Annotated in this window: 24 protein-coding genes and 1 pseudogene; 9 read left to right on the top strand and 16 right to left on the bottom strand. The window is 67.3% G+C overall.

Features of this window, described 5'->3' with window-relative positions:
* Window positions 1-39 precede the first annotated feature (39 nt).
* Window positions 40-660, bottom strand: a complete 621-nt coding sequence (locus B0T44_RS23890; protein ID WP_077114654.1) for an O-methyltransferase — start codon at window positions 658-660, stop codon at window positions 40-42.
* A 428-nt stretch (window positions 661-1,088) separates the two neighbouring features.
* Between B0T44_RS23890 and sigE the strand changes: the two genes are divergently transcribed.
* The 5 genes from sigE (at window position 1,089) to B0T44_RS23865 (ending at window position 5,042) form a co-directional block, all read left to right on the top strand.
* Window positions 1,089-1,676 carry an RNA polymerase sigma factor SigE gene (gene sigE / locus B0T44_RS23885; protein WP_077114774.1) on the top strand — a complete coding sequence of 196 codons (588 nt, stop codon included), beginning with the start codon at window positions 1,089-1,091 and terminating at the stop codon, window positions 1,674-1,676.
* A 62-nt stretch (window positions 1,677-1,738) separates the two neighbouring features.
* Window positions 1,739-2,143 (top strand): zf-HC2 domain-containing protein, encoded by a 405-nt coding sequence (locus tag B0T44_RS23880; protein ID WP_077114653.1) that lies wholly within the window; start codon window positions 1,739-1,741, stop codon window positions 2,141-2,143.
* Between the two features lie 10 nt (window positions 2,144-2,153).
* On the top strand, window positions 2,154-3,680 hold the full coding sequence (locus tag B0T44_RS23875; RefSeq protein WP_077114652.1) for a S1C family serine protease: 1,527 nt from the start codon (window positions 2,154-2,156) through the stop codon (window positions 3,678-3,680).
* 33 nt (window positions 3,681-3,713) lie between these two features.
* Entirely contained in the window at window positions 3,714-4,130 is a 417-nt protein-coding gene (gene tatB / locus B0T44_RS23870) for a Sec-independent protein translocase protein TatB (RefSeq protein WP_077114651.1), read from the top strand.
* Between the two features lie 51 nt (window positions 4,131-4,181).
* Window positions 4,182-5,042 carry a hypothetical protein gene (locus B0T44_RS23865; protein ID WP_077114650.1) on the top strand — a complete coding sequence of 287 codons (861 nt, stop codon included), beginning with the start codon at window positions 4,182-4,184 and terminating at the stop codon, window positions 5,040-5,042.
* Window positions 5,043-5,225: 183 nt separating this feature from the next.
* On the opposite strand, the gene B0T44_RS26795 is transcribed toward B0T44_RS23865, so the two are convergent.
* The 8 genes and pseudogenes from B0T44_RS26795 to dapE all read right to left on the bottom strand — a co-directional run bounded on the left by B0T44_RS26795 (window position 5,226) and on the right by dapE (window position 13,569).
* Complete coding sequence (locus tag B0T44_RS26795) at window positions 5,226-5,417, bottom strand: hypothetical protein (protein ID WP_139347633.1); 192 nt, start codon at window positions 5,415-5,417, stop codon at window positions 5,226-5,228.
* A 420-nt stretch (window positions 5,418-5,837) separates the two neighbouring features.
* On the bottom strand, window positions 5,838-6,062 hold the full coding sequence (locus B0T44_RS26790; RefSeq protein WP_139347632.1) for a hypothetical protein: 225 nt from the start codon (window positions 6,060-6,062) through the stop codon (window positions 5,838-5,840).
* Between the two features lie 862 nt (window positions 6,063-6,924).
* Window positions 6,925-7,863, bottom strand: a complete 939-nt coding sequence (locus tag B0T44_RS23855) for a glucosyl-3-phosphoglycerate synthase (RefSeq protein ID WP_077114648.1) — start codon at window positions 7,861-7,863, stop codon at window positions 6,925-6,927.
* A complete protein-coding gene (gene folP, locus B0T44_RS23850) occupies window positions 7,860-8,741 on the bottom strand; it encodes a dihydropteroate synthase (RefSeq protein WP_077114773.1) in 882 nt (293 codons plus the stop codon). Before folP ends, B0T44_RS23855 begins: the two co-directional genes overlap by 4 nt.
* A gap of 103 nt (window positions 8,742-8,844) precedes the next feature.
* Window positions 8,845-10,620, bottom strand: a complete 1,776-nt coding sequence (locus tag B0T44_RS23845; RefSeq protein ID WP_077114647.1) for a long-chain-acyl-CoA synthetase — start codon at window positions 10,618-10,620, stop codon at window positions 8,845-8,847.
* Window positions 10,621-11,100: 480 nt separating this feature from the next.
* Window positions 11,101-11,637 (bottom strand): annotated as a pseudogene (locus tag B0T44_RS23840) (LOG family protein); the annotation flags it as partial.
* Window positions 11,631-12,437: an LOG family protein gene (locus tag B0T44_RS23835; protein ID WP_077114772.1), complete on the bottom strand. Its 807-nt coding sequence runs from the start codon at window positions 12,435-12,437 to the stop codon at window positions 11,631-11,633. The pseudogene B0T44_RS23840 and the gene B0T44_RS23835, both read right to left, overlap by 7 nt.
* A gap of 10 nt (window positions 12,438-12,447) precedes the next feature.
* Window positions 12,448-13,569 (bottom strand): succinyl-diaminopimelate desuccinylase, encoded by a 1,122-nt coding sequence (dapE, locus tag B0T44_RS23830; protein ID WP_077114646.1) that lies wholly within the window; start codon window positions 13,567-13,569, stop codon window positions 12,448-12,450.
* Between the two features lie 232 nt (window positions 13,570-13,801).
* On the opposite strand from dapE, the gene dapD reads away from it, so the two are divergent.
* Both dapD and B0T44_RS23820 read left to right on the top strand, forming a co-directional pair.
* Window positions 13,802-14,764, top strand: coding sequence for a 2,3,4,5-tetrahydropyridine-2,6-dicarboxylate N-succinyltransferase (gene dapD, locus B0T44_RS23825; RefSeq protein ID WP_077114645.1), 963 nt, complete (start codon window positions 13,802-13,804; stop codon window positions 14,762-14,764).
* A gap of 139 nt (window positions 14,765-14,903) precedes the next feature.
* The gene (locus B0T44_RS23820; RefSeq protein WP_077114644.1) at window positions 14,904-15,404 is read left to right on the top strand and encodes a cupin domain-containing protein; all 501 of its coding nucleotides are present in this window, start codon (window positions 14,904-14,906) and stop codon (window positions 15,402-15,404) included.
* A 75-nt stretch (window positions 15,405-15,479) separates the two neighbouring features.
* Here the strand turns inward: B0T44_RS23820 and B0T44_RS23815 are convergent, their stop codons facing one another.
* The gene (locus B0T44_RS23815) at window positions 15,480-16,901 is read right to left on the bottom strand and encodes an acyl-CoA synthetase (protein ID WP_175647909.1); all 1,422 of its coding nucleotides are present in this window, start codon (window positions 16,899-16,901) and stop codon (window positions 15,480-15,482) included.
* A gap of 200 nt (window positions 16,902-17,101) precedes the next feature.
* Here B0T44_RS23815 and B0T44_RS23810 point away from each other — a divergent pair, with 200 nt between their 5' ends.
* The gene (locus B0T44_RS23810) at window positions 17,102-17,929 is read left to right on the top strand and encodes an oxygenase MpaB family protein (protein ID WP_077114770.1); all 828 of its coding nucleotides are present in this window, start codon (window positions 17,102-17,104) and stop codon (window positions 17,927-17,929) included.
* A 7-nt stretch (window positions 17,930-17,936) separates the two neighbouring features.
* On the opposite strand, the gene B0T44_RS23805 is transcribed toward B0T44_RS23810, so the two are convergent.
* On the bottom strand, window positions 17,937-18,578 hold the full coding sequence (locus B0T44_RS23805) for a TetR/AcrR family transcriptional regulator (protein WP_077114643.1): 642 nt from the start codon (window positions 18,576-18,578) through the stop codon (window positions 17,937-17,939).
* Between the two features lie 137 nt (window positions 18,579-18,715).
* Between B0T44_RS23805 and B0T44_RS23800 the strand changes: the two genes are divergently transcribed.
* Window positions 18,716-19,573, top strand: coding sequence for an oxygenase MpaB family protein (locus B0T44_RS23800; RefSeq protein ID WP_081512603.1), 858 nt, complete (start codon window positions 18,716-18,718; stop codon window positions 19,571-19,573).
* On the opposite strand, the gene B0T44_RS23795 is transcribed toward B0T44_RS23800, so the two are convergent.
* The 5 genes from B0T44_RS23795 to B0T44_RS23775 all read right to left on the bottom strand — a co-directional run.
* Complete coding sequence (locus B0T44_RS23795; RefSeq protein ID WP_081512601.1) at window positions 19,574-20,521, bottom strand: proline dehydrogenase family protein; 948 nt, start codon at window positions 20,519-20,521, stop codon at window positions 19,574-19,576.
* Window positions 20,522-20,570: 49 nt separating this feature from the next.
* Window positions 20,571-22,205: an L-glutamate gamma-semialdehyde dehydrogenase gene (pruA, locus tag B0T44_RS23790; protein ID WP_077114641.1), complete on the bottom strand. Its 1,635-nt coding sequence runs from the start codon at window positions 22,203-22,205 to the stop codon at window positions 20,571-20,573.
* A 399-nt stretch (window positions 22,206-22,604) separates the two neighbouring features.
* Window positions 22,605-23,729 (bottom strand): succinyldiaminopimelate transaminase, encoded by a 1,125-nt coding sequence (gene dapC / locus B0T44_RS23785; protein ID WP_077114640.1) that lies wholly within the window; start codon window positions 23,727-23,729, stop codon window positions 22,605-22,607.
* Window positions 23,730-23,749: 20 nt separating this feature from the next.
* Window positions 23,750-24,073 (bottom strand): ferredoxin, encoded by a 324-nt coding sequence (gene fdxA / locus B0T44_RS23780; RefSeq protein ID WP_077114639.1) that lies wholly within the window; start codon window positions 24,071-24,073, stop codon window positions 23,750-23,752.
* A 107-nt stretch (window positions 24,074-24,180) separates the two neighbouring features.
* On the bottom strand, window positions 24,181-26,259 hold a 2,079-nt coding region (locus B0T44_RS23775; RefSeq protein WP_081512599.1), incomplete at its 5' end, for a bifunctional FO biosynthesis protein CofGH.

Raw genomic sequence — 26,259 nt, 5'->3', positions numbered from 1 at the left:
ACCTGGGTCTGAACCGCCGGCTCAGGCCGTGGTGGCGCCTCACCCTCGGCAGGCGCAGAGCAGTCCGTCGCCGACCGGGATGAGCACACTGGTCAGCTCCGGGTTCTCGGCGATTGCGCGGGTAGCGGTGCGCACCGCCTGAGTGGCCGGATCCCGCAGCGCTGCATCGGGCACCCGCCCGCCGAGTAGCGCATTGTGCACCAGTACCGCGCCACCCGCGCGCAGTAATCGGACCGCTTCGGCGACATATTGCGGATGCTCTAGCGGCGCGGCATCGATGAAGACCAGGTCATAGGCGTCGTCGGCCAGCCGGGGCAGCACATCCAGCGCCCGGCCGTTGATCAGGCGGGTGCGCGCGGGCGGGATATCGGCGGTGCGGAAGGCCTCCTTGGCTGCGCGCTGATGTTCCGGCTCGGAATCGATGGTGGTCAGCGTGCCGTCCTCGCGCATCCCGTCGAGCAGCCACAGTCCGCTGATACCGGCACCGGTGCCCACCTCGACCACCGCCCGTGCGCCCAAAAGCTGCGCGTACATGCTCAACAGGGCCCCGACCGAGGGCGGCACCGGCGCCGCCCCGAGTTCGGTGGCCCGCTCGCGGGCGCTGACGAGGATCTCGTCTTCCACGACGGATTCCTCCACGTAGGCGAGATTTCGCTCCATGTTCGATGCCACGTCCAAGAGGCTATGCCAAGACACCAGGAGCGGGACGAAACATTCTCAGGTGTCCCTCAGGATCTCCACACCCCGGCCACACCGGGACACGAGACAGTAGTACCCACGCAAGACCAGCCGACCGCCCGGCGCGGCGAGCGGGAACAACGACGTACCTGTCGTCTGTTGTACCGGTCGACGACGGTCCGCAGATCCGGACCGTCGCGTCTTGGTTGCGCCACGGTCCCGAGTAGGAGGTATCCCCCATCCACATGGTCGATGCGGCGCGTGAATACGCCACCCTGTCCGAGTCCTCTGCCGCCCGCGCAGCGGAAGGGGTCGTTCTGCCCTATGCCGAGCCGCAGGCCGGGAGAGATGCCGTCGCGACCGGCGTGTCCGAAGCGAGCTACGGCGATGCGGCCGAATCCGTCGAGGATATGCCCGGCCCCCTGTCCGGCACCGCGGCCTTCGACGCCACAGGCGACCGTTCGGTCATGCCCAGCTGGGACGAACTGGTCCGGGAACACGCGGACCGCGTCTACCGGCTGGCCTATCGGCTGTCCGGCGACGCCCAGGACGCCGAAGACCTCACCCAGGAAACGTTCATCCGAGTGTTCCGCTCCCTGTCGAACTACCAGCCGGGCACCTTCGAAGGCTGGTTGCACCGCATCACCACCAACCTGTTCCTGGACATGGTGCGTCGCCGCAGCCGTATCCGGATGGAAGCGCTGCCGGAGGACTACGACCGGGTCCCTGCCGAGGGCCCCGGCCCCGAACAGGTCTTCCACGACGCCCGGCTCGACCCCGATCTGCAGACGGCACTGGATTCGCTGGCACCAGAGTTCCGCGCTGCGGTGGTGCTGTGCGATATCGAGGGCCTGTCCTATGAGGAGATCGGTGCGACGCTCGGTGTCAAGCTCGGCACCGTACGCAGCCGGATCCATCGCGGCCGGCAAGCACTACGCGACTACCTTGCGCATAATGGGTCACAGGATCGGTTCGCCGCCGAGGCGAACTTCGGGTGACCTCCGGTAGCGATACCGGCGCCCGACGGTCAGCAATGTCGGTTGGGAAAGGTGAGCACCGAATGAGTGACGACTTCAGTACTTCCGGTCGTCGTCAGCCGCGTTTCCGCTCCACCGAGCATCTGGCGAGCGAGGCTGTCGCCGCATACGTGGACGGCGAACTGCGGATGAACCCCTATTTGCGCGCCGCCCAGCATCTTTCCGTATGCCCGGAATGCGCGGCCGAGGTCGAGGCACAGCAGCAGGCACGGATCGCGCTGCGCCGGGCCGGTCAGGTGTCGATTCCGTCCGGGCTGCACGACAGCCTCACCCGTATCCCGCTGGCCGAATTTCCCGGCGGCGCAGCGAACGGAAATCGTTCTTCAGACGCCGGAAACCCCCGTAACGAGGCAGTTTTCGGGTTTTTGAGCGCCTCGTCGACATCGACCTTCGACAGCAGGCGGTGGTCTGCCTGGTGGCGCAAGTAGAGTTTGGCGCGTGACCACCGAATCGACGAACAACGGATCGGCCGATACCCCTGATTCGGCGGCCAACAGGGGGAACCTGCGGCCGCCGGACGCACCAGTGCTCGCACCGCGCCCGGTGTATCGCCCGCATGTGGACACCCATACCGCGCACGCCTTCCGCCGTCCCTCCGGGCAGACCGGATCGTTCGCCCCGCGGCCGCCGCGTGACGCTGCGCCGCCCGCCCCGGCCGTGTCGGAGGGCCCGCCCGCGGCTGTACTGGCCGAGGCGTTCGGCAGGCCCGAGGGTTCGGACGAACTGCTGCAGCGCGACCCCGAAGCCGACCGCACCGCCGGATCCACTGTCGCCGGGCCGGCCGACCCCTGGCGCGACCCCGATGCTGCCGCTCGGCTCGGCGCACCCGCCCTGCCCGCCCCGCAGGAGCAGGCGCACGCCGAGGCGCCCAAACTGTCGGCCCGTGACGTCCTGTTCGGTTCCAAAGTCGCACCGAAGGCACTCGCGGTGCTGGCGGCGATCGCGGTGGTCATCGGCCTGGTCGGCGGCCTCGTCGGCAGGTTGACCGCCGAAACCGCCGCCACCCTGACTTCCCGCAAGGTCGAGTTGCAGCAGAGCGACGGTGCCCAACCGCACGGTCAGATCGCCCAGGTAGCCGACGCGGTGCTGCCGTCGGTGGTGTCGATCCGTACGACCGTCGGCGACAATGGCGCCACCGGCTCCGGCGTCATCATCGACGGTGCGGGCTATATCGTCACCAACAATCACGTCATCTCGATGGCCGCGCAGGACCAGACCGACCGCGCCGCCATCCAGGTCACCTTCTCCGACGGCACTCGCGTGCCCGCGAAGATCGTCGGCCGCGACCCGAAAACCGATCTCGCGGTCCTCAAGGTGGATGTGAAAAATCTCACTGTCGCGCAGCTCGGTAAATCCGACGACGTTCAGGTCGGCGATGCGGTGCTCGCCATCGGTTCCCCGCTCGGCCTGAGCAAAACAGTCACCTCCGGGATCGTCAGCGCGCTGCATCGTCCGGTCAAGCTGGAAGGCGAGGGCAGCGATACCAAGGCCGTGATCGACGCGGTGCAGACCGACGCCTCGATCAACCCGGGTAACTCCGGTGGTGCGCTGGTGGATATGGACGGCCGGGTTATCGGCATCAATACCGCTATCCGCAGCGAAAGCGGCGGATCGGTCGGCCTCGGGTTCGCGATTCCGGTGGACGAGATGACCGATGTGGCACAGACCTTGATCCGTGACGGCGCCATCCACCATCCGGTCATCGGCCTCACCGCCCGCAGCAAAACTGTGGCCAACGAGGTGATGAGCGGCGCCGAGGTGGCCGATGTGATGCCGGGCAGCCCGGCCGCGAACGCGGGCATCGTCGAGGGCGACGTGATCGTCAAGGTCGGCGATCGGGAGGTCACCGGGCCGGACGAGCTGGTGGTCGCGGTGCAGTCGCATGAGATCGGCGACACGGTGAACGTGCAGTTGATCCGCGAAGGCAGGCAGGTGGACGTGCCGGTCACCCTGCAATCCGACTGATCGGGCACCACGACCGCCGGGTAGCCTGGTGGCGTGTTCAGCAGCATCGGGTGGAGCGAGATGGTCATCCTGCTCGTCGCCGCCCTCGTCATTCTCGGCCCCGAGCGTTTGCCCGGTGCCGTGCGCTGGACTGTGCGCAGTGTGCGTCAGGTTCGCGATTACGCCACTGGCGCGACTACGCAACTGCGCCAAGAGCTCGGGCCCGAATTCGACGATCTGCGTAAGCCGCTCGCCGATCTGCAGGAATTACGTGGGATGACGCCGAAGTCGATGGTGACCAAACACCTTTTGAACGGCGATGATTCGTTGTTCAAGGATCTGGGCACAGCACTTCCCGACGAAAAAGACTTCTATGGCACCAACAGCGGCATGCCGGATTACCCGATGCCGAAGTTCGAGAAACCCTTGGAGCGCAACGAACGTCCGCCGATCGACACCGACGCCACCTGAACGTCAAGCGTTCTAGACACCGTATGCGGTAACGCTGTCTAAACTTCGCACATGTCGGCCGATGACGTGGCGCGGGTTTTCGCGATCGAGGACAAGGTCGAGCGACTCAAGGCCGCCACCGATGGGGTCGCCGCTGCCCAGCAGACCATCAACGAGCTCACGCGGATTCGGCGTGCGGTGATCAGGGAACTACACGCCGAAGGCTGGACTTTCGCCAGAATCGGTGCAGCCGCCGGGCTTTCCCGCGCCCGCATCCACCAGGTGAGCACGCAGGGACCCGCACCGGAGGGTTTGTTCTTCGGGCACGGGCCGCTCACCGTGCTCGTCCCCGATTCCCGTGCCGGGCGGTTGATCGGTGCCCCCGATCCGGCCGCGGCCCCGCGCCTCGCCGAACTGCTGCAGGAGCTCGGGTTCGCGGTGACCGTCGAGCACTTCGCGCCGGGACGCCCGATCGATCTGCAACGCGACGGGTTGATCGTGCTCGGCGGTCCGGAGCTGTCCCCGAGCCTGCGCCAGCTCATCGCCGCCGATCCCCGGCTGCGGCGCGCGGTCGCCCGTATCGGCGACGGCCGCCGCGGCATCGAGGACCGGGCGGCCCGGCGCATCTACCGCCCCAGTGGATCGGCACCGCACGATATCGCCTACCTGGCCCGGCTACCCAGCCCGAACGGCCGCGGCTCGGTGCTCGTCATCGACGGCCTGCACCCACCCGGTTCGCTGGGTGCGGTCCGGCTACTCGCCACCCGCCTGGCCACACTGCACGAACGCGCGGGCACCCGACGTTTCTCCACCTTGATCGGGGTCCGCTACGACCGCGGCACCGGCGAACCGATCGACGCGGACCTGCTCACGCCCGTCTACCGGCACGGCCCGGTGGATATGCGAGCACACCGCCTGCAGCACAGGCGCTGATCCGCTCGGCGCGCACGTCACCCGTGGATCCGAGTCGCACCGTTGCCGTTGTCTGCCGTTGCCTTCGGGGACCGAGAACGAACAAGCCGCCGGAGACCAGCGGCGACACGCATGAGGTATATCGTGGGCACCACCGGGGGTGGGGCCGGTGCGATAACGGGCGGTAATACAATAGAGTGTGATTCAGGTCACATATGCCGTCATGAATTGTTCTGCTAATTCGATGTTTAGATAGCCGGGTAGTAACTCCCCGCCGGTGAGTGCACCGTGCCGAACTCGATATCCGAAACCACACGTCGCGGAGGCGCTGGTGAATGTGTTGGTAATCGTGGGGGTCAGCCTGATCGCGATCGGATTGCTGGTGATCGTGTTCATGGTGTTCCGCAAGCCTGCCCCCGCCCGCAGGGAACATGTCACTGTCGCCGAGCTCCAGGCCCGCCTCGCCGATGAACACCACCTCGACGACGAGCAGACCCAACGCATAGTTGCCGAGGAGCCGGAAACCCCGGAAACCGAGGCCCAGCCGACGCCAGAACAGTCCGGTGGCAACCGGCCCGGCTCGACCCCGCTCGCCGAACCCGCATCCAGCGCTGCGGCTCCGACCGGCCCAGAGTCGGCCGAAACCCCACGATCCGAGCGAGACACGCCCACTGAAAAGGACGCGAACCAGTCGCAACCCACTCCTCGCGATAGTGGTTCCAGCAACGCGCAGCCCGACAATTCCCCACCCCTGCCACCGCTACCGGTCAGACGCCCCGGCGCGCGGTATCCGATCACCGAACCGGGCCCCACCGATCACCCGGACGACCCACCGCCCACTGCGGCCACACGCCCGGCCGCCCCCGACACCACCACGCCCACCCCCGGCAAGCGGCGCCCCACCTCGCCCTCGCGCCCGAACAGCGAGCCCGAGCCGTCTACCGAAACGGCTCCTCCCACCGAATCGAATGCGCCCACCAAGTCGACCGGACCGACGGGAACACCGCGCCGAACCACACCTCCCACCGCCACCACAAGCACCGACCACCCCCTTCCCTCCGGAACGACCGGCGCACGGGCCCCACAACAACCGGATCCGACATCGACCGCCGGGCCGAACTCCACCGCAGGGTCTGATTCGACCGCTGAACCCGGCTCAGCCGCGCGGCCCAACTCGTCTGCACAGCCCGGTTCCACCGCAGGACCCGCCGCCACCACACGGCCCTACTCGTTTGCCGGCATCGAGTCGACCACCGGTCCTGAGCCGGTTAACGGTTCGAAATCGGCTGCGCGCCGGACTGGGCCTGCGCAATCAGGCCGCTCGAGAAGCAACCGCGAAGCACCGGTCACCAAGCCGAGCGAACCGCGTAGGACGGTTTCCGCCACCGAAACCGAGACATCCACAGATTCGACCAGCACACGGGAGACCAAACCGTCTGGCAGCGCCAACAGGACTGCGCCTATCGAATCGCCCGCGTCTGCCGGATATAGCTCTTCCAGGAAATCCGGAAAGCTCACCACAGGCGAGCCGCGGCGTACCAAGCCGCCGGTTACCGCCACCGACCAGCCCGGGACCGCCCCGCAGCGCCCGGATCAGCAGGGCGCCACCACGCCACGGCCCGAGGACAATGCCGTGGCGCGGCCCGAGACCACATCCGTGTCGCGGCTCCAAGGCACAGCCCCGCCACGGTCCGAGGGAACAGCCGAGTCACGCCCTGAGGAACCGACCGCACCACGACCCCAGGGCGTATCCGCACCGCGGCCCCGTACCTTCGACAACCTCAACCCTGCTCCGGACTCCCGGCCGGCGAACCTCCTTCGCCGCATCAGGCGCCGTATCCAGAACAGTCGTATCCGGAACAACTGAGCTAGTTCGCCGTACGCCTGGCTACGGGAACGGAAATCAGGCGGCCACGCGGTCGGGCCGGACGGTGTTCATCGGGGGACGGTCAGCCAGGGACACCTCCGTGCTGTGGGCGGTGAAGACGTCGCCGATCAGGGGGAATTGGGTAAGCGCGGCCCCGGAGTCGTGGACGCCGCTGCGGCCGAGGACGGTGCCCATGATCTGGCGGCTCATTACGCCCAGATCGGCCAGCGGACGGTTGCGGTGGGTGCGGACGCCGAGGTTGACCTGGGCGATGGAGTCGAGGCCGAGGCGGTCGTAGGTGTCGAGCAGCAACCCGATTTCCACCCCGTAGCCGGGGGCGAAGGGAACCGAGGTGAGCAGCTCGCGGGTGCCCGCGTATTCGCCGCCGAGGGGTTGCAGAACCTGCGACAACTCCGGGCGCAGCGCGGCGAGCAGCGGACGGGCGACGAGTTCGGTGACCCGGCCGCCGCCGTGTTCGTCGACGGCCGCTCCTTGGCGCAGCGGCCTGCGGTAGTAGGCCTTGACCAGGTGGATATCGTCCACTGTCAGCAGCGGACCGAGCAGTTTCGGCACGAAGGCCGGATCGGGGTCGATGAGGTCGGAGTCGACGAAGGCCACCAGATCGCCGCTGGTCACGGCCAGCGAACGCCAGAGAACTTCGCCCTTGCCCGGCACCGGATCCAATTCGGGGACAGCCTGTTCGCGGGTGACCACGCTGGCCCCGGCCGCGCGGGCGCGGTCGGCGGTCGCGTCGGTCGAGCCGGAATCCAGAACCACCAGCTCGTCGACCAGGCTGCCGAGCAGCGGCCGGATGCTGGCCACCACCTCGGCTACGGTGCCTTCCTCGTTCAACGCGGGCAGCACCACCGATACGGTGCGCCCACCCTTGGCGGCGACCAGGTGGTCCACCGTCCAATCAGGCGTATCCCAGGTGTTGGTCGTTGCCCAGCAGGGCTCGTGGTGTTGGAAGTTCATACCAGACCTCGCAGGGTGCGTGCTGGGGGCCGGGTTCCCTGGATCGCGGCAATCATGTCCACCACGCGCCGAGTCGCGGCGACTTCGTGGACGCGAAAGACGCGGGCTCCGGCCGCTGCCGACCATGCTGTCGCTGCCAATGTGCCCTCCAGCCGTTCGGAAAGACCCACACCTAAAGTCTCTCCGATGAAATCCTTGTTGCTGAGCGCCATCAATACTGGCCACCCTGTTTTTACAAGAACGTCGACTCCGCGCAATAGTTCGAGCCCGTGGTAGGTGTTCTTCCCGAAATCGTGGGTCGGGTCGATGAGGATCGAGTCGCGGCGTACCCCGGCGGCCAGCGCGGCTTCGGCAGCTCGCACGACCGTATCGGTGACTTCGGCCAGCACATCGTCGTAGCGCACCCGATGCGGGCGGGTGCGCGGTATCGCGCCGCCGGTGTGACTGCAGACGATGCCGACGCCGGTTTCGGCCGCCACCAGCACCAGATCCGGGTCTGCACCGGCCCAGGTGTCGTTGATCAGGTCGGCGCCCGCGGCGACGGCGGCGCGCGCCACCTCGGCTCGCCAGGTGTCGATGCTGATCAATAGTTCGGGAAATCGTTGCCGGATCGCCGCGACGAACGGCACCACCCGGCGCGATTCCTCGGCGGCGGTGACGGTGCTACCCGGTCCGGCCTTCACGCCCCCGATATCGACCAGGTCGGCGCCCTCGTCCACGGCCCGCGCGACCGCTGCCATCGCCGCATCGTCGGAGAAGGTGGCACCCCTGTCGTAAAACGAGTCCGGGGTGCGGTTCACGATCGCCATGACCAGCGCGCGATCCGTCGCTACCGGCCGTCCGCACAGGGTCGGAGACGGCGCCGCGGGTCGAAACATGAACCTGACTGTACCGACACGGGTACTGCCCACTGCCCGGTGCTGTGGCACAGCGGTCGACGCCTCGGTACATCGAGCGGCTGAGCCCTGGAGGCGCTTCGGTTCAGCTTTTGGGAGCGCGACCCGCGGCGACATCGGCTGGGTAATCGTCGTAGGCGGGGACATAGCCCGCGCTGCGGCCGACCAGGACGTACAGCGGCGTCTCGTCGTCTCGGGCGTACCCCTGTTTGCGCAGTTCTACCTTGCGGCTTTTGAATGTCGATGTCGCCTCCAGCTGGTCGACGACGCGGATGAACAGTGGGACCGCGTATCCGGGCAACCGGTCGAACACCGACCGAGCCACCGCCTCCCCGTCGAATTCCGCGCCGGGGCGCAGCGTTACCGCGGCCATACCGGCTTTACCGTCGGTGCCGGGGATGTCCACACCGAACACCACCGCCTCGGTGATCTCCGCGACGCTGCCGAGCGCAGCCTCGACTTCGGTGGTGGCAACGTTCTCGCCCTTCCAGCGGAAGGTGTCGCCCAGCCGGTCGACGAACGCGATATGGTGCCAGCCCTGGTCGCGGACCAGGTCGCCGGTGTCGAACCAGACGTCGCCCTTGCCGAAGCCGTCGCGGATGAGTTTCGCTTCGGAGGCGGCCTCGTCGGTGTAGCCGTCGAACGGTGACCGGCTGGTGACCTTGGCCAGCAGCAGCCCGACCCCGCCTGGCCGTACGCGGCGCAAACGGCCGTCCGGGCCGCGTACGGCGCTACCGGTGTCGTCGTCGTATTCGACGATCGCATACGGCAGGGGGCCGAAGCCTGCGGTGCGGTCCACTCCGAACGCGTTGACGAACGCGATATTGGCCTCGCTGGCCCCGTAGAACTCGACGATCCTGCCGATGCCGAAACGTTCTTTGAACCGGTCCCATAGTTCCGGGCGCAGCCCGTTGCCGACCGCGAGCCGGACCCGATGCTGCCGGTCGGCCGGGCGGGACGGCTGGTTGAGTAGGTAACGGCACAGTTCGCCGATATAGATGAAGGCGGTGGCACGGTTGACGATGACCTCATCCCAGAAGCGGGACACCGAAAACTGCTTGCCCAGTGCGAAAGTCGCGCCCGCCGCCAGCACCGACGACAGCGCGACGGTCAGCGCGTTGTTGTGGTAGAGCGGCAGACAGCAGTACAGAGTGTCGTTGCCGCGCAATCGGACCCCGAGGCCGCCGAGCCCGGCCATGCTCTTGGTCCAGCGCAGATGCGTCATCACACTGGCTTTCGGCAGGCCGGTGGTGCCGGAGGTGAAGATGAGGAACGCGCGTTCGCGGGCGGTGATCTCCTCGCACACGTCGGGATCGGCGGTATCTGCGCTGCCTGCCAGGCGATGCAGTTCCTCGGCAGCCAGCATCTGCTCGGGCAGCTGCGACTCGGTCAACGAGTCCAGCGCTTCCCGGCATTCGGCCCCCACCACGGTCACCGCGCTGCCGAGCAGGCCGATGCTGTGCGCGAGCACCCGGTCGCGCTGGTGGTAGTTCAGCAGCCCGACCGTGGCGCCGAGTTTCACCGTCGCCAGTACCGTGAACATGGTTTCGGGACGGTTGGTCATCAGTACGCCGACCACATCGCCGCGGCGGACTCCGCGGGCGGCGAGCACATTCGCGTACCGGTTCACCACCTCGTTGGCCTTGCCGTAGCCGACTTCCTGTCCTTCGAAGCGCAGGAACGGCCGGTTCGGGTGCCGGTGCGCGGCTCGCTGGAAGTAGCGGCCGACCGAGGATTTGTCGCCGGGCCGCACGAGCATGCCCCGCACGTTGCGCAGCATCCCCGGTGCGTCCAGCGCCATCCCCGGCAGGCTGGCGACCAGCTCCAACAGTCCGACGGTCGTACGGGTTTCGTTGCTCACCGATCCGCCCTCCTCATCGAAATGCTATGCCGTTATCGGCCTTCCCGCGCGGAACCGTCCTTCGGGGCGGTCCCGGTCTCACCCGTCGGCGGCCGAATCGCCCTCGTCCGCCGGTGGTCCTGCCGAGCCCGGTTTCCGGTCCGCCGGGCTGGAGCCGGGCTCAGCGGCCACGACACCGGCGTTCTCATCCGATTCGGCCGCCGACGGAGCGAGTTGCGCCGCGGCGGGATCCGCCCCAGCGCTTTCGATCCAGACCTCCGTCTCGACTTCCATGCGCCGGCTGCGCACCACCGCGATCTGGTCGGCTTCCCCGTCGGCGGCCCGCGCTGCCGCAAATATGCCGGTCTGTGCTCCCGCGGTTTCGGCTGCCGCCGTTGCTTCGGTTGTTGTTCCCTGCTGCCCCGGCGACGCTTCCGGCGTGGGCGTATCGGATGCGCAGTGCCCACCAGCCGAGTGACTGCCTGCACTGACTCCCTGTAACGCGTCGAAGGCCGTCGCCAGATCAGTGGTGACCGTGACCCGATCCATCGCGAGCTGCGAAACGAAACCGCGACTGTACAGTTCGTTCACCCAGTCGAACAGGCCGCGGTAGTGGCCGTCCGGGTCGAGTACGACGACGGGTTTGCTGTGCACGCCGAGGTAGGCGCCGGTCCAGGTTTCGAAGAATTCCTCGAGGGTGCCGATACCGCCGGGCAGGGTGAGGAAGGCGTCGGCGCGGTCCTCCATCACCTGTTTGCGCTGGCGCATGGTGTCGGTGACGACGAGTTCGTCGGAGTCGACATCGGCGACTTCCCGGTGCACCAGGTGTTTCGGAATCACCCCGATGGTGTTGGCGCCGCCCGCCCGTGCGGCCGTAGCGACCGCGCCCATCATCGACACATGACCGCCGCCGGACACCAGTTGCCAACCCCGGCGGGCGATTTCGGTGCCCACGCGTGCTGCCAACGCCAACTGGTTGTGATCGGCGGTGCTGGCCGAACAGTAAACGCACACCGCGTATGGTTGCCCGCTCACCATTTGTCCTCGGTGCCGAGCACTTCGAGGTTGCCGCGTTCGGCGGCGGACTGTTCGATGATGCGCACCACTTCCTCCACACTGTCGGTCATATGCACCAGGTCGAGATCGGTGTCGGCGATTTTGCCCGATGGCAGCATCGAATCACGCAGCCAGTCGACCAAACCGGACCAGTACCTGCTGCCGAAGAGGATCACCGGGAACCGGGTGATCTTGCGGGTCTGCACCAGGGTCAGCGCCTCGAACAGTTCGTCGAGGGTGCCGAAACCACCCGGCAGGCAGACGAAGGCCTGCGAGTATTTCACGAACATCGTCTTGCGGACGAAGAAGTACCGGAAGTTGATACCCAGATCGACCCATTCGTTGAGACTCTGCTCGAACGGTAATTCGATACCGAGCCCGATCGAATAACCGCCCGCCTCGCAGGCGCCGCGGTTGGCGGCCTCCATCGCGCCGGGACCACCGCCGGTGATGACCGCGAAACCGGCCTCGGCAAGTGCGGCGCCGATGGCGCGTCCGGCCTCGTATTCGGGGTGTTCGAGCGGGGTGCGTGCGGACCCGAAGACGGTGACCGCGCGCGGCACCTCGGCGAGTGCACCGAAACCTTCGACGAATTCGGCCTGGATACGCAGCACCCGCCACGGGTCGGTGTGCACCCAGTCGCTGTCGTCGCGACGGTCGAGCAGATGCCGGTCTGCGGTGGCGGTTCCCGGTTTACGGGCCCGGCGCAATATTATCGGCCCGCGGAATCTGGCTGTCGGTTTCGGCTTGGCGGCCTCGGGTTCGGCGGGTTCGATGGACATGGTTGCCACGCTACCGGTCGGTCGGTGCTGTGACCTGCGGGATACCGGTGAGATAGCTGCGCAGCATCGCGGTGACCTGGGTGATCTGTTCCAGTGGAACGTGTTCGTCACGTTTGTGCGCCAGGTTGGGGTCGCCCGGACCGAAGTTGACCGCCGGGATACCGCGGGCGGCGAAACGCGACACATCCGTCCAGCCGTACTTGGCGCGCACCCCGGCGGCCCCGTGGTCGCGCACGGCGGAGATCAGACCGGCGGCCGCGGGCGCGGTGAGCCCGGGTAGCGCTCCCGGCGCGGCATCGGTGACCTGGAAGTCGATATCGAGCCCAGTGAACACATCGCGGACGTGTTCGGTGGCCTCGGCGACCGAACGGTCGGGGGCGAACCGGAAGTTCACCTCCACCTCGGCGGCGTCGGGCACCACATTGCCCGCCACTCCGCCCCCGACCCGCACCGCCGACAGCCCTTCCCGGTAGATACAACCGTCGATATCGACCTGCCGCGCCCGGTATTCGGCCAGCCTCGTCAGCACCGGTGCCAAACCGTGGATGGCGTTGTCACCCAGCCAGGCCCTGGCCGAATGCGCCCGCACCCCGGAGGTGGTCAGCCGGGCGCGGAGGGTGCCCTGGCAGCCCGCTTCGATCCACCCGCCGGAGGGTTCGCCCAGGATCGCCAGGTCTGCGTCGAGCCAGTGCGGCAGTTCCCGTTCGATGGTGCCGAGCCCGTTGAACTCGGCGGCGATCTCCTCGCAGTCGTAGAAGATCAGCGTCAGATCGTGTACAGGTTCGGCGATGGTGGCGGCCAGATGCAGGAATACCGCGTCACCGGATTTCATATCGACGGTGCCGCAGCCGTACAGCACCTCGGCCCCGTCCTGCTCGGTGAACCGGCTCGGCACGTTGTCGGCGATCGGCACCGTATCCAGGTGCCCGGCCAGCACCACCCGGGTCGGCAGCCCGCGGTCGGTGCGCGCCAGCACCACATTGCCGTGCCGGACCACCTCGAATCCGCTGGTCTGCTCACGTAACGCTGCTTCGACAGCGTCGGTGATCACGGCTTCGTCGCGGGACACGCTGGGGATGTCGACGAGGGCTGCGGTGAGCGTAATGGGGTCTGCGCGCAGGTCGAGGGTCACGATCCGAGCGTATGCGGGGAGATAGCTCCGGCCACGATCGGGCGCTGCCCGACGCTCACCGCACCCCTTCAGCGGCTCGATCCGGACAAACCCGAACGCCCGGACCTACCATCAGCACGTCGCTACCGGCTGAAGATCACGGCCGAGCCCCACGGCCGCAGCTGTGGGCCGACGCACAGGCCGGACAACTGGCCGCACTCTGCTGCGGAGCCGGTGGGTAGGCTCTGCAGACGTGAGCATTCAGGGAGCATCTGCCATCGGTATCGCCACTGTGACCACGGACGGCACCGTCCTGGACACCTGGTTCCCGAGCCCCGAGCTCGGCGAGTTCACCGAGACGGGAACCGAACGGCTCGAGCAGATCTCCGACCAGGACGCGTACGCAGATCTCGCGCCGCTGCTCGGACCCGATCCGGCCCGCGGTGTCGAGGTGGTTGCGGTACGCACCACCATTGCCGACCTGTCCGCCGCCCCGGTCGACGCGCACGATGTCTACCTGCGGCTGCATCTGCTCTCCCATCGTTTGGTCCGCCCGCACGAGGTGAGCCTGGAAGGCCAGTTCGGCCTGCTCAGCAATGTGGTGTGGACCAATCACGGCCCGGCCCCGGTGGAAGGTTTCGAGGCCACCCGGACCCGGCTGCGTGCCCGCGGACCGGTGACGGTGTACAGCATCGACAAGTTCCCGCGCATGGTCGACTACGTCGTGCCCTCCGGTGTGCGTATCGGTGACGCCGACCGGGTGCGGCTCGGTGCGCACCTCGCCGCGGGCACCACCGTCATGCACGAGGGTTTCGTGAACTTCAACGCAGGCACCCTCGGCGCCTCCATGATCGAGGGCCGGGTCTCCGCTGGCGTGGTGGTCGGCGACGGCTCCGATATCGGTGGCGGCGCATCGACCATGGGCACCCTGTCCGGCGGCGGCACCACTGTCATCTCCATCGGTGAACGTTCCCTGCTCGGCGCCAACTCCGGTCTCGGTATCCCGCTCGGTGACGACTGCGTGCTGGAGGCAGGCCTCTACTTGACGGCGGGCACCAAGGTCACCACTCCCGACGGCACCATCGTCAAGGCCGCCGAGTTCAGCGGCAAGAACAACCTGCTGTTCCGCCGCAACTCGCAGACCGGCGCGGTCGAGGCCGTTGCACGCAAGGGCACCGGTATCGAACTCAACGAAGACCTGCACGCCCACAACTGAGCGGCCCGACCCCGCTCTCCCGCATCGGTGGCCGCCTCCGCGGCCACCGATGTCACACTCGGAGTGCCTGCGTCGTCACATCATCGACACAGGCAAATGCGGCGCGAAACGCCGCTCGACATCCCTCAGGGAGTCCTCGATGACCAGCTCTGCGCAGCACGCCGCCCCTGTTCTCGTTCGCTCCGAGAACGCCGCAACGGTGCAGGACGGCGCGCTCAGCCTCATCACCCTGCTCGCCGATGCCGGCGACACCGACGGTGCGCTCACCGCCAACAAGGCAACGTTTGCGAAGGGTTCACCAGGGGCGCCCGCGCACTTCCACACCAAGGCCACCGAGATGTTCCTGGTACTCGAAGGTTCCATGCGGTTCCTGCTCGGTACGGAGATCGTTCACCTCGACCGTGGCGACTTCCTGACCGTGCCGCCCACCGTGCCGCACGCGTTCGCCCCGGCACCAGACACCGAAGCCGAACTGCTCGTGGTTTTCACTCCCGGGCTGCACCGCTTCGACTACTACCGGCTGCTGGAGCGCGTGTATCGCGGTGAAGCGACCGTCCAGGAGATCCGAGACAGCTCCGAGCTGTACGACAACCACTACTTCGACAGCCCGGTGTGGCGTGAGGAACTCGCACGCGGCTGAGACCAGCCCCACACGTCCCGGGCTTTCCCGCGGCACGACCGCTGGAAGCCTGGGCACTGGCCGCACAGGGCACCGTCAGCCGAGCTGCTTCTTCTGCACTTTGCCCATCGCGTTCCTGGGCAGCGAGTCGACGAACCTGATCTCGCGGGGCCGTTTGTGCATCGATAGTTGCTCCGCCACGTGATCGATGAGTTCCTGTTCGGCGACGGAGCCGTTGCGCGGCACCACGTAGGCGACGATGCGCTGACCGAGGTCGGGGTCCGGTAGGCCGACCACCGCGACCTCGGCAACTGCGGGGTGGCCGAGCAGGATGGTTTCGACTTCACCCGCGCCGATGCGGTATCCGCCGGATTTGATGAGGTCCACGGATTCGCGGCCGACGATGCGGTGGAATCCGCCTGCGTCGATAGCGGCGACGTCGCCGGTGCGGAACCAGCCGTCGTCGGTCCAGCAGTCGGCTGTCGCTTCCTGGCGGCCGTAATAGCCGTCGAAGAGCATGGGGCCGCGCACCTGCAGACCGCCGATGCTCTCGCCGTCGTGCGGCACCGGGGCGCCTGATTCGTCGCGCAACCGAGTCTGCACGCCGCGCACCGGAAGCCCGACCCAGCCGGGGCGGCGTTCCCCGTCGGCGCGGGTGGACAGGGTGATCATGGTTTCGCTCATCCCGTACCGTTCGATCGGGGCGTGACCGGTGAGTTCGGCGAGCCGTTCGAACACGGGGACCGGCAGCGGAGCACTGCCGGAGATCAGTATCCGAGCGCCGGTGAGCTGCCGCGCCGAGTCGGGGTCCTCGACGATCCTCGACCACACGGTCGGCACACCGAAATACATGGTTCCCCGGTTGGCGGCATACGCGCCGGGGGTGGGTTTACCGGTGTGGATCAGCGGGCTGCCCATCCGCAGCGGTCCGAGCACGCCCAGGATCAGCCCGTGCACGTGGAACAGTGGAAGCCCGTGCACCAGCACATCGTTCGCGGTCCACGACCATGCTTCGGCGAGCGCGTCCAGCCCTGCGGCGATCGCGCCCCGGCTCAGCACGACACCTTTGGGCAGCCCGGTGGTGCCGGAGGTGTAGAGCACAAAAGCCGACGTCGACGGATCGGGTTCGGGATAGGTGTGCCAGGAACGGGCATGCAACCGCACGGGGACGGTGGGCAACTCAGTGCCTGCCGGTGCTTCCCCCAGCCACGCCTGCGCCCCGGAGTCGGCGAGAATATGGTCGCGTTCTCCTGGCCCCGCGTCCGGCGGCACCGGCACCACGGTGACACCGGCGAGCAGGCAACCGACGACCGCCACCACCGTCGTCACCTTCGGTCGCGCCAGGACAGCCACGCGATCAGCCCGGGCGATGCGCTCGGCCACAGCAGTCGCGGCTCCGAGCAGATCACTGCGCGACAGGGTGGTGCCGTCGATCGTCACGGCGTCCGGGATATCGGCGCCACCGGCGACGGCGAGTGGGTTCAGGGAACTGAGCAGCAACGGCGAACCGGACAGCATTCGGTCAACGCTACTTCTTCGTTTTTCGCTGCGTGCACCGGACCGATCAGCGGAAACGCAGCGTCCTATATCGGCCGTGACGGTTGACACACCGAATGAAGCGGCGAGAAAGTGGTTGTACAACCTTCTCAACGAAGGGATGGGCACCGATGAGCAGCACATCCAGCCCAGCAGCACAGGCCAGAGCCACCCACCCGCGGATGTCTCGATCCGCACAGGCGCCCGAATTCGATATCAGGCAGCACATCGACGGCGCCGCGATCCTCGGCGCGGCCGCCAACGTCATCATGCAGCTGAGCCATCCGGCAGTCGGGCACGGTGTGGCGGAAAGCAAGGTCGACAGCGGCAACCTCCTACTGCATCCGGTCAAACGCACCCGCACCACGCTGACCTATCTGGCGGTGGCGATGCTCGGCACCGATGACGATCGGGCCGCCTACCGGACGGCAGTCGATACCGCCCACCGCCGGGTGCGTTCGACCCCACAAAGCCCGGTGCCCTACAACGCCTTCGATCCGCGACTGCAATTGTGGGTCGCGGCCTGCCTGTACTGGGGCGCCAAAGATATGCGTGAGCGTATGCACGGCCCGATGGACGACGCCACCGCCGACGCCGCTTACCGCCAGGCCGCGCGGCTGGGCACGACCCTGCAGATGCCGCCCGAACTGTGGCCGCCCGATCGTGCGTCGTTCCAGCGGTACTGGACCGAGCAGCTGTCCCTGGCCCAGATCGACCCGCCGGTGCGTGCCCTGCTCGACGATATCGTCGCGCTGCGTATGTTCCCGCTGCCGGTGCAGTTGGCCTTCGGCCGGCTCAACCGGTTCGTCACCGCTGGCCTGCTGCCGCCGCGATTACGTGATCAGATGGGTATGGCGTGGAGCGAACGCGACGAACGTATCCTGTCGCAGCTACTGCGCACGCTCGGCGCGGTCGAAGCGCCGCTACCTGCGGTGCTCAAAGCGTTCCCGGTCAACGTCTTCCTGGCCGATCTGCGGCTGCGGCGCAGGCTCGGTATCCCGCTGGTCTGAGCCGGTGTCACGACTTGCGAACATCGGCGACCCGGAAGGATACCGCGACGTGGTTGCGGGCGAACTCGCGCGCGGCGGCATCATCGTCGAGCGGGATGACGGTCTGCGGGGTGAGCGCCAGCGACAGCGAGGTGCGGGCGATCATCTCGGCCAGCGGCAGCGGATCGTAGACGGGTAGCTTGCCCTCGTCCTGTAGGCGGGTGATGAATTCGGCGAGGTAGTCGCGCCCGAGTTCGATGACCGGGGACCCCTTGATGGTCAGGTAGGGCAGCACGATCTCTGGTTCGGTGATGAGCAGCCGGTCCAGCAGTTGGTTGCCGCGTAGCCCGGCCAGGAAAGCGACGAACAGTTCGATGATCTGGTCTTCGGCGCTGCCGTCGCGGTCGATCTGTTTCTGCACCGCCGCGTCGACGCCCTCGATGAATTCGCGGGTCTGCGCCAACCCCACGGCCTGGATCAGATCGGATTTACTGGAGAACCGCCGATACAGGGTGGCCAGCGACAGCCCGCCGCGGCGTGCGACCTCCACCATGCTGGTGCGTTTGATGCCGAAGTCCAGGAACGCGAGCAGGGCCGCGGACAGCACGGTCTGGTCCTGATCCTGGCGTGGTTTACGCACCAGCGGCAACAGCTTTGCCAGCGCTCCCATCTCGGTACCTCCCGCATCGGCGAAGCAATGACAGATTAAGCATTGCATAGTTTCAGTTTCGGTTGACACACCATCGAGTGGATGAGATGGTTCCCATACAATCCTCTCAACCCTTCTCGAGCGAAGGTAGGTCGATGATGACCGCTCACGCGCCGGTCCCCACGGGCAGTCCCCAGCCGCGTCCCGATTTCGCTGTCGAGGACTATATCGACGGAATGGCCTCGTTCCTGGGTGGCACCGCGAACGTCATCATGCAGCTGGGGCTGCGCCCGGTCGCCTACGGGGTGCTGGAAAGCGAAGTGGACAGCGGCAAGGTGATGGTGCACCCGCTCAAACGGCTGCGCACCACGCTCACCTACCTTGCGGTCGCCATGATGGGCACCGACAGCGAACGCCTCGCCTACCGCGCTGCCGTCAACGGCTCACACCGCCCGATCCGCACCAAGCCGACCAGCCCGGTCAAATACAACGCCTTCGATCCGCAGCTGCAGCTGTGGGTGGCGGCCTGCCTGTACTGGGGTTTCGCCGACATGCTAGAGAAGCTGCGCGGCCAGTGCATGGACGAGGCAACCGCGGACGCGTTCTACCAGCACAGCGCCCGCCTGGGGACCACCCTGCAGGTGCGGCCGGAGATGTGGCCCGCCGACCGGGCGGCGTTCGCCGAATACTTCGCGACCAACCTGGCCGCGACCCGGGTCGATCCGGTGGTGCGCGACTACTTCAACGACCTGATCGACCTGATGATGCTGCCGCTGCCCATCCGGCTGGTGTTCGGCCGGTTCCACCGGTTCGTCGTCACCGGCGTGCTGCCGCAGCATATGCGCGACCAGATGGGGATGAACTGGAGCGAACGCGACCAGCGGCGCTTCGATCAGCTGATGCGCCGCCTCGGCGCAGTGGTGACCCGGCTGCCGAAGCCGCTGCGTATGTTCCCGCTCAACTTCTACCTGTGGGATCTGCGCAGGCGGTTGCGCACCGGTAAACCACTGGTCTGATCAGCGCTGCGCCAGCGCCCGGAGGAAGAACCGCAGGTTCGCCGGGCGTTCGGCCACCCGGCGCATCAGGTAGCCGTACCACTGATTGCCGTACGGGACATACACCCGCACGGTCTGGCCGTCGGCGGCGATCCTGCGCTGTTCGTCGTCCCGGATCCCGTACAGCATCTGGTATTCGACGTCACCTGCCCGTCGGCCGGTGACCGAGGTCAGCCGGGCGGCCGCGGCGATCATCCGAGGATCGTGCGAGGCCACCATCGGATAACCTGCGCCCCGCATCAACGCCTCCAGACACCGCAGGTAGGAGGCGTCGACCTCGTCGGCATGCTGGAAAGCTACGGCTTCCGGCTCCCGGTAGGCGCCCTTGCACAACCGCACCCGGGCCCCGGCGGCGGCGAGTTCCCGGCAGTCGGCTTCGCTGCGCCGCAGATATGCCTGCACCACCGAACCGAGCCACGGGAACTCTGGGCGCACCTGCCGCACCGCGGCCAAGGTGGCATCGGTGGTGGTGTGGTCCTCGGCGTCCACGGTCACCCACACCCCGGCCTGCCCGGCTTTGGTGCACAGGGTGTGCAGATTCTCGGTGGCGACGGCGGGACCGTCACCGGGCAGCGCCTGCCCCAGCGCCGACAGTTTCACCGACACCTCTAGCGGCGCCGCGGCGCGCACCCGGGCGGCGTCCAGTGCGGCGAGATCGTTGATCAACGCCAGATATTCGGCGACCGCGTTCTCGGCCTGCTCACGGTCGACCGTGTTCTCGCCCAGGAAGTCGACGCTGATCGCGCGGCCGCTCGACAGCAGTTCCCGCGCCACCGGAACCAAGTCCGCTCTGCCCTCCCCCGCCACGAACCGGGAAACGATCTCGGCGGTGACGGGAGCAGCCGTGAGCAACCGCTTCACCCGGGCCGATCCGGCGGCAGCGAGGATGGCGGGCCGCAACGGGTTCACGCTGCCCCCTGCCGCAATACGAAGCACAGTTCCCGGGGTGCCACACGCATCAGGCCCCCATATGCGGATAACGGTATTCGACCGGCGGCACGAACGTCTCCTTCACGGTGCGGGGCGCGACCCAGCGCAGCAGGTTGAGCGGGGAGCCCGCTTTGTCGTCGGTGCCGGAAGCGCGGGCCCCACCGAACGGTTGCTGGCCGACGACCGCGCCGGTCGGTTTGTCGTTGATATAGAAGTTGCCCGCAGCGAACCGCAGTGCTGCGCTCGCCTGCTCGATGGCATGGCGGTCCTGGGCGAATACCGCGCCGGTGAGCGCGTAGGGTGCGGCTGATTCGACCTCGGAAAGGATAGTGGTGTAGGCGCCGGGTTCGGCGTCGTCGTAGATGTGCACCGCCAGAATAGGGCCGAAGTATTCGGTGTTGAACGATTCGTCGCGGGGGTCGTCGACGACCAGCACGGTCGGCCGGACGAACCAGCCTTCGCTGTCGTCATAGGTACCGCCTGCGGCGATGGTGATTCCCGCTGCCCTGGCTCGTTCGATGGCTGCCACACTCTTGTCGTAGGCGCGGCGATCGATCAGCGCACCACCGAAGTTCGACAGATCCGCCACGTCGCCGTAACAGATGTTTTCGGTGAATTCCAGGAATTCATCACCCATTTCCCGCCATACCGAACGCGGAATATAGGCGCGTGAGGCCGCCGAACATTTCTGCCCCTGGTATTCGTATGCACCGCGGATGAGCGCCGTGCGCAGCGCCGCCGGGTCGGCCGAGGAGTGCGCGACAATGAAATCCTTGCCGCCGGTTTCCCCGACCAGCCGCGGATAACCGTGATAGGAGCCGATATTCGCACCCACCTGCCGCCACAGGTATTGGAAGGTGCGGGTGGATCCGGTGAAATGGATACCGGCCAGCCGCGGATCGGCCAGCGCGACCTCGGACAGTTCCTTGCCGTCGCCGGTCACCATATTGATCACACCGGGCGGCAGTCCAGCGGCCTCCAGGAGGCGGATCGTGTAGTAGGCCGCCAGCGTCTGCGTCGGCGACGGCTTCCACACCACCGTGTTACCCATCAACGCCGGAGCGGTCGGCAGATTACCCGCGATGGCGGTGAAATTGAACGGGGTGATCGCGTAGACGAAACCCTCGAGTGGGCGATAGTCGAGCCGATTCCACACTCCGGGGCTCGAATTCGGCTGCTGCTCCAGAATGCCGCGGGCGAACGACACATTGAACCGCCAGAAATCGATCAGCTCACACGGTGCATCGATCTCGGCCTGTGCCACCGACTTCGACTGACCGAGCATGGTCGCGGCGGCCACCGTCTCCCGCCACGGCCCCGCCAGCAGGTCCGCGGCGCGCAACAGTACCGCAGCGCGTTCGTCGAAGGGGAGCGCTCGCCAGCCCGGTGCGGCGGCGATCGCGGCGTCGATGGCCTCGCTCGCCTCGAAATGGGTGGCGTTCGTGTAGTTCGCCAGCACCTGCTCATGCCGGTGCGGGGCGACGATCCGGTGCCGCTCGCCGATACCCGGGCGGTGTTTACCGCCGATGACCAGCGGAATCTCGACCGATTCCGCGGCGATGGCGGCCAGCTTGTCGAGCAGCCGGTCCCGTTCCGGGCTACCCGGCGCGTAGGTGTGAACCGGTTCGTTGCCGGGGACTGGGACAACCGTGACAGCGTCCATACCCAAGGCTATCTCCGCTACCGCGATCACGCTGGTAAAACGCGCTGTATGCGTTGCGCGGCGCGGCGATCGCGGAAGATTTGCCACCCGGCTCCTTCTGGCGCACGGGCTCGCCGCAGCTTCCCGGGGGCACTGCGGCAAGAGCGGGCGACCTGGCGCCGACGCGGCTGCTGGGCGACGACAGGCTCCGGCGACACCGCCGGGGGCGGCTCGGCAGCGGCTGTACCTGCTCGGCCGCCGGGAGTGCCGAGCAGGTACACGCATACCGCGGAGACCCGACAAGACCGAAATCCGATGCGGTGGACACAGGACGGGCCGCGCCGCGAGGTGGTCCGGCCGCTTCGCCTACGCCGCTGTCGTACCGGTTCGGCTTCCGCTTTGGGAGCGGAGGCTTGCGCGCTACGTTCGCCGGGTCAAACGCTCCGCTGCGGCGGCGACTCGCTCGTCGGTCGCGGTCAACGCGATGCGCACATGTTTGCTTCCGGCGGGCCCGTAGAAGTCGCCGGGCGCGGCGAGGATGCCACGGTCGGCCAGCCAGTCCAGTGTGGTGCGGCACGGTTCGTCACGGGTGCACCACAGATACAGGCCCGCCTCGGAGTTGTCGATGCGGAACCCGGCAGCTGTCAGCGCAGTACGGAGGATGTCGCGGCGGGCGCGGTAACGCTCCCGCTGCCGCGCCTCGTGTTCGTCGTCGCCGAGCGCGGCGGTCATCGCCGCCTGGATCGGCAGCGGCACCATCATGCCGGAGTGTTTGCGCACTTCCAGCAGTTCGGCGACCAGTTCGGGGTCGCCGGTGACGAAACCGGCACGGTAGCTGGCCAGGTTGGAGGTCTTCGACAGTGAATGCACCACCAGCAGATTGGTGTGGTCGCCGTCGCAGACCCGCGGGTCGAGCAGCGACGGGGCACTGCCCTCCCAGGTCAGCCCCAGATAGCACTCGTCGGCCACCACGATGGTGCCGCGTTCCCGCGCGAACGACACCACCTTGCGCAGATGCTCGACCCCGAGCACCTTGCCGGTCGGGTTCGCCGGAGAGTTGAGGAAGATCAGCGCGGGCGATACCGGCCCGAGCTGGGCCAACCCGTCGGCACGCGCGATCCGGGTTCCCCCCAGCAGCGCACCCACCTCGTAGGTCGGGTAGGCGACCTCGGGTATCACCACCAGGTCGGTGGCGTCGAGCCCGAGCAGCCGGGGCAGCCCGGCGATGAGCTCCTTGGTGCCGATCACCGGCAGCACGGCAGCCGGGTCGACACCGGTGACGCCGTAGCGCCGCCGCAATGCCTGCGCGGCCGCCGACCGCAGTTCCGGCGTGCCGTGCGTGGTCGGATAGCCGGGCACCTCGGCCACCGAATTCAGCGCGGCGCGGATCAGTGGGTCGACGGGATCGACCGGGGTGCCCACCGACAGGTCGGCAAGCCCACCCGGATACGCGGCCGCTTTCGCCTTCGCATCGGCGATGGTGTCCCAGGGGAAATCGGGCAGCAGCGTGCTCACCCTGCGACGCGACGACACTTCGATGTTCATGCGGCGGTGATACCCAACACTCAGTCCTCGGCCATCGGTGGCAGCTCCTTGATGAACTGCGGGTCGTAGTCGACCTTGCCGACCTTGGTCGCGCCGCCGGGCGAACCCAGCTCGTCGAAGAAGTCGACGTTGGCGTTGATGTATCCACTCCACTGGTCGGGCGTGTCGTCCTCGTAGAAGATCGCCTCCACCGGGCAGACCGGTTCACACGCACCACAGTCGACGCATTCGTCAGGATGGATGTAGAGCATGCGTTCACCCTCGTAGATGCAATCCACGGGGCATTCTTCGATGCACGCCTTGTCCTTCACGTCAACGCACGGTTCAGCGATGATGTACGGCACTGCCGTTCTCCTAGTCTTCCTTCATCTCGGGGTAACTGCGCCCGCGCACCAGTATCCTGGCGCCCCACACGTTACCCTCGGTCAGCCTGCCCTAACTCCACCGGCACTCATCCGATGGTCAGCTGCAGCCCGGCCGCGGGCCCGCGGTGATCCGGTGTGCCGTAACCGGTGGTGCGTTCCCGCACCGGCCTGCCGATCCCGGCGGCGATCTCGGTGAGCTCGGCGACGGTTTTCGCCGAACCGTGCTGTGATCCGGCCATCCGGGAAATAGTCTCCTCCATCAGGGTGCCGCCGAGGTCGTTGGCGCCACCGCTCAGCATCAACCTGGTACCCGCGGTGCCGAGTTTCACCCAGCTTGTCTGGATATTGTCGATCCGCCCGTGCAGCATGATCCGCGCCAGGGCGTGCACCGCACGGTTGTCGCGGATAGTCGGCCCTGGCCGCGCCGCGCCCGCCAGGTAGAGCGGCGCGCTCTGATGCACGAACGGCAGCGGAACGAATTCGGTGAACCCGCCGGTGCGGTCCTGGATATCGCGCAGCACCCGCAGATGCCCCACCCAGTGACTCGGGTTGTCCACGTGGCCGTACATCATGGTCGAGCTGGACCGGATACCCACCTCATGGGCAGTGGTGATGACGTCGATCCACGCCGAGGCGGGCAGTTTGCCCTTGGTCAGCACCCAGCGCACCTCGTCGTCGAGGATTTCGGCTGCGGTGCCGGGGATGGTGTCGAGCCCGGCCTCTTTGAGCGATACCAGCCAGTCGCGGATGCTTTCCCCGCCTCGGGAGGCCCCGTTGACGATCTCCATCGGGCTGAACGCGTGCACATGCATCGACGGCACGCGCGCCTTCACCGCCCGCACCAGATCGGCGTACCCGGTGACCGGCAGGTCGGGGTCGATACCGCCCTGCATGCACACCTCGGTCGCGCCCTCGACATAGGCCTCCCAGGCACGGTCGGCGACCTCGTCGGTGCTCAGGGTGAACGCGTCGGCGTCGCCCTTGCGTTGGGCGAACGCACAGAACCGGCAACCGGTGTAGCAGATATTGGTGAAGTTGATGTTCCGGTTCACCACATAGGTGACCTCATCGCCGACAGTATCGCGGCGCAGCTGGTCGGCCAGGGCCGCGACCGCGTCCAAATCCGCGCCTTCGGCGGTGGCCAGCGCCAGATACTGGGCGTCGGTGAGCCCGGCCGGATCTTTTTCGGCAGCCCGCAGCGCGGCCAGCACATCGGCGTCCAGGTGGTGTGTGTGCGCAGCCAGGTCACGCACCTGTTCGCGCACCGTCTCCCAATCACCGAACGCGCTGTTGAGGTCGCTGCGGGTTTCGGTGTTGCGGCCGTCGGTGTCGATAGCGGTGTTCAAGTCGACACGGCCTGCCGATTCCCACGCCTCGTCGGGCTCCTGCCACGGCAGCCCCACGGGGTACGCATCCGGTTTCGCCAGCCCGGTTTCCGGGTCGGTGAGTGCGGCGACATGAGCGCCGATCCGCGGATCGATCCACGGATTGCCCGCCTGCACGTATTTCGGATGTGCCGAGGTGCGTTCCACCAGTTGGAAACCTGACGCGACGGTGATCTCGGCGAGGGTGTCCAGATTCGGCCACGGCCGTTCCGGGTTGACATGGTCGGGGGTCACCGGCGACACCCCACCCCAGTCGTCGATACCGGCCTCGAGCAGGGCGCGGCACTCCGCTTCCGACACCAGATTCGGCGGCGCCTGCACCGACACATCCGGGCCGACCAGCAGCCGGGTCACCGCGATCGCCGCGCGGAACTCCTGCAGATCCGCGTCATCGGCGTCACGCATGGCGGTGTCGTCCTTGGCGCGGAAGTTCTGCACGATCACTTCCTGAATATGCCCGAACGCCTTGTGCTGCTTGCGGATAGCCATAATGGACTCCGCGCGTTCGGCCATAGTCTCACCGATGCCGACCAGGATGCCGGTGGTGTAGGGCACCGAAAGACGGCCCGCGTCGGTGATGGCGCGCAACCGCACCGCCGGGTCCTTGTCCGGGCTGCCGTAATGGCAGTTGCCCTTCTCGGTGAACAACCGCGTCGCAGTGGTCTCCAGCATCATGCCCATCGACTGAGCGACCGGTTTGAGCCGCGAGATCTCCTCCCACGACATCACTCCGGGATTCAGATGCGGCAACAGGCCGGTCTCCTCCAGCACCAGGATCGA

Source organism: Nocardia donostiensis (assembly GCF_002081715.1).
GTDB lineage: Bacteria > Actinomycetota > Actinomycetes > Mycobacteriales > Mycobacteriaceae > Nocardia > Nocardia donostiensis.
The sequence above is the reverse complement of the archived record's forward strand: the minus strand, read 5'-3'. Positions and strand labels throughout refer to the sequence as shown.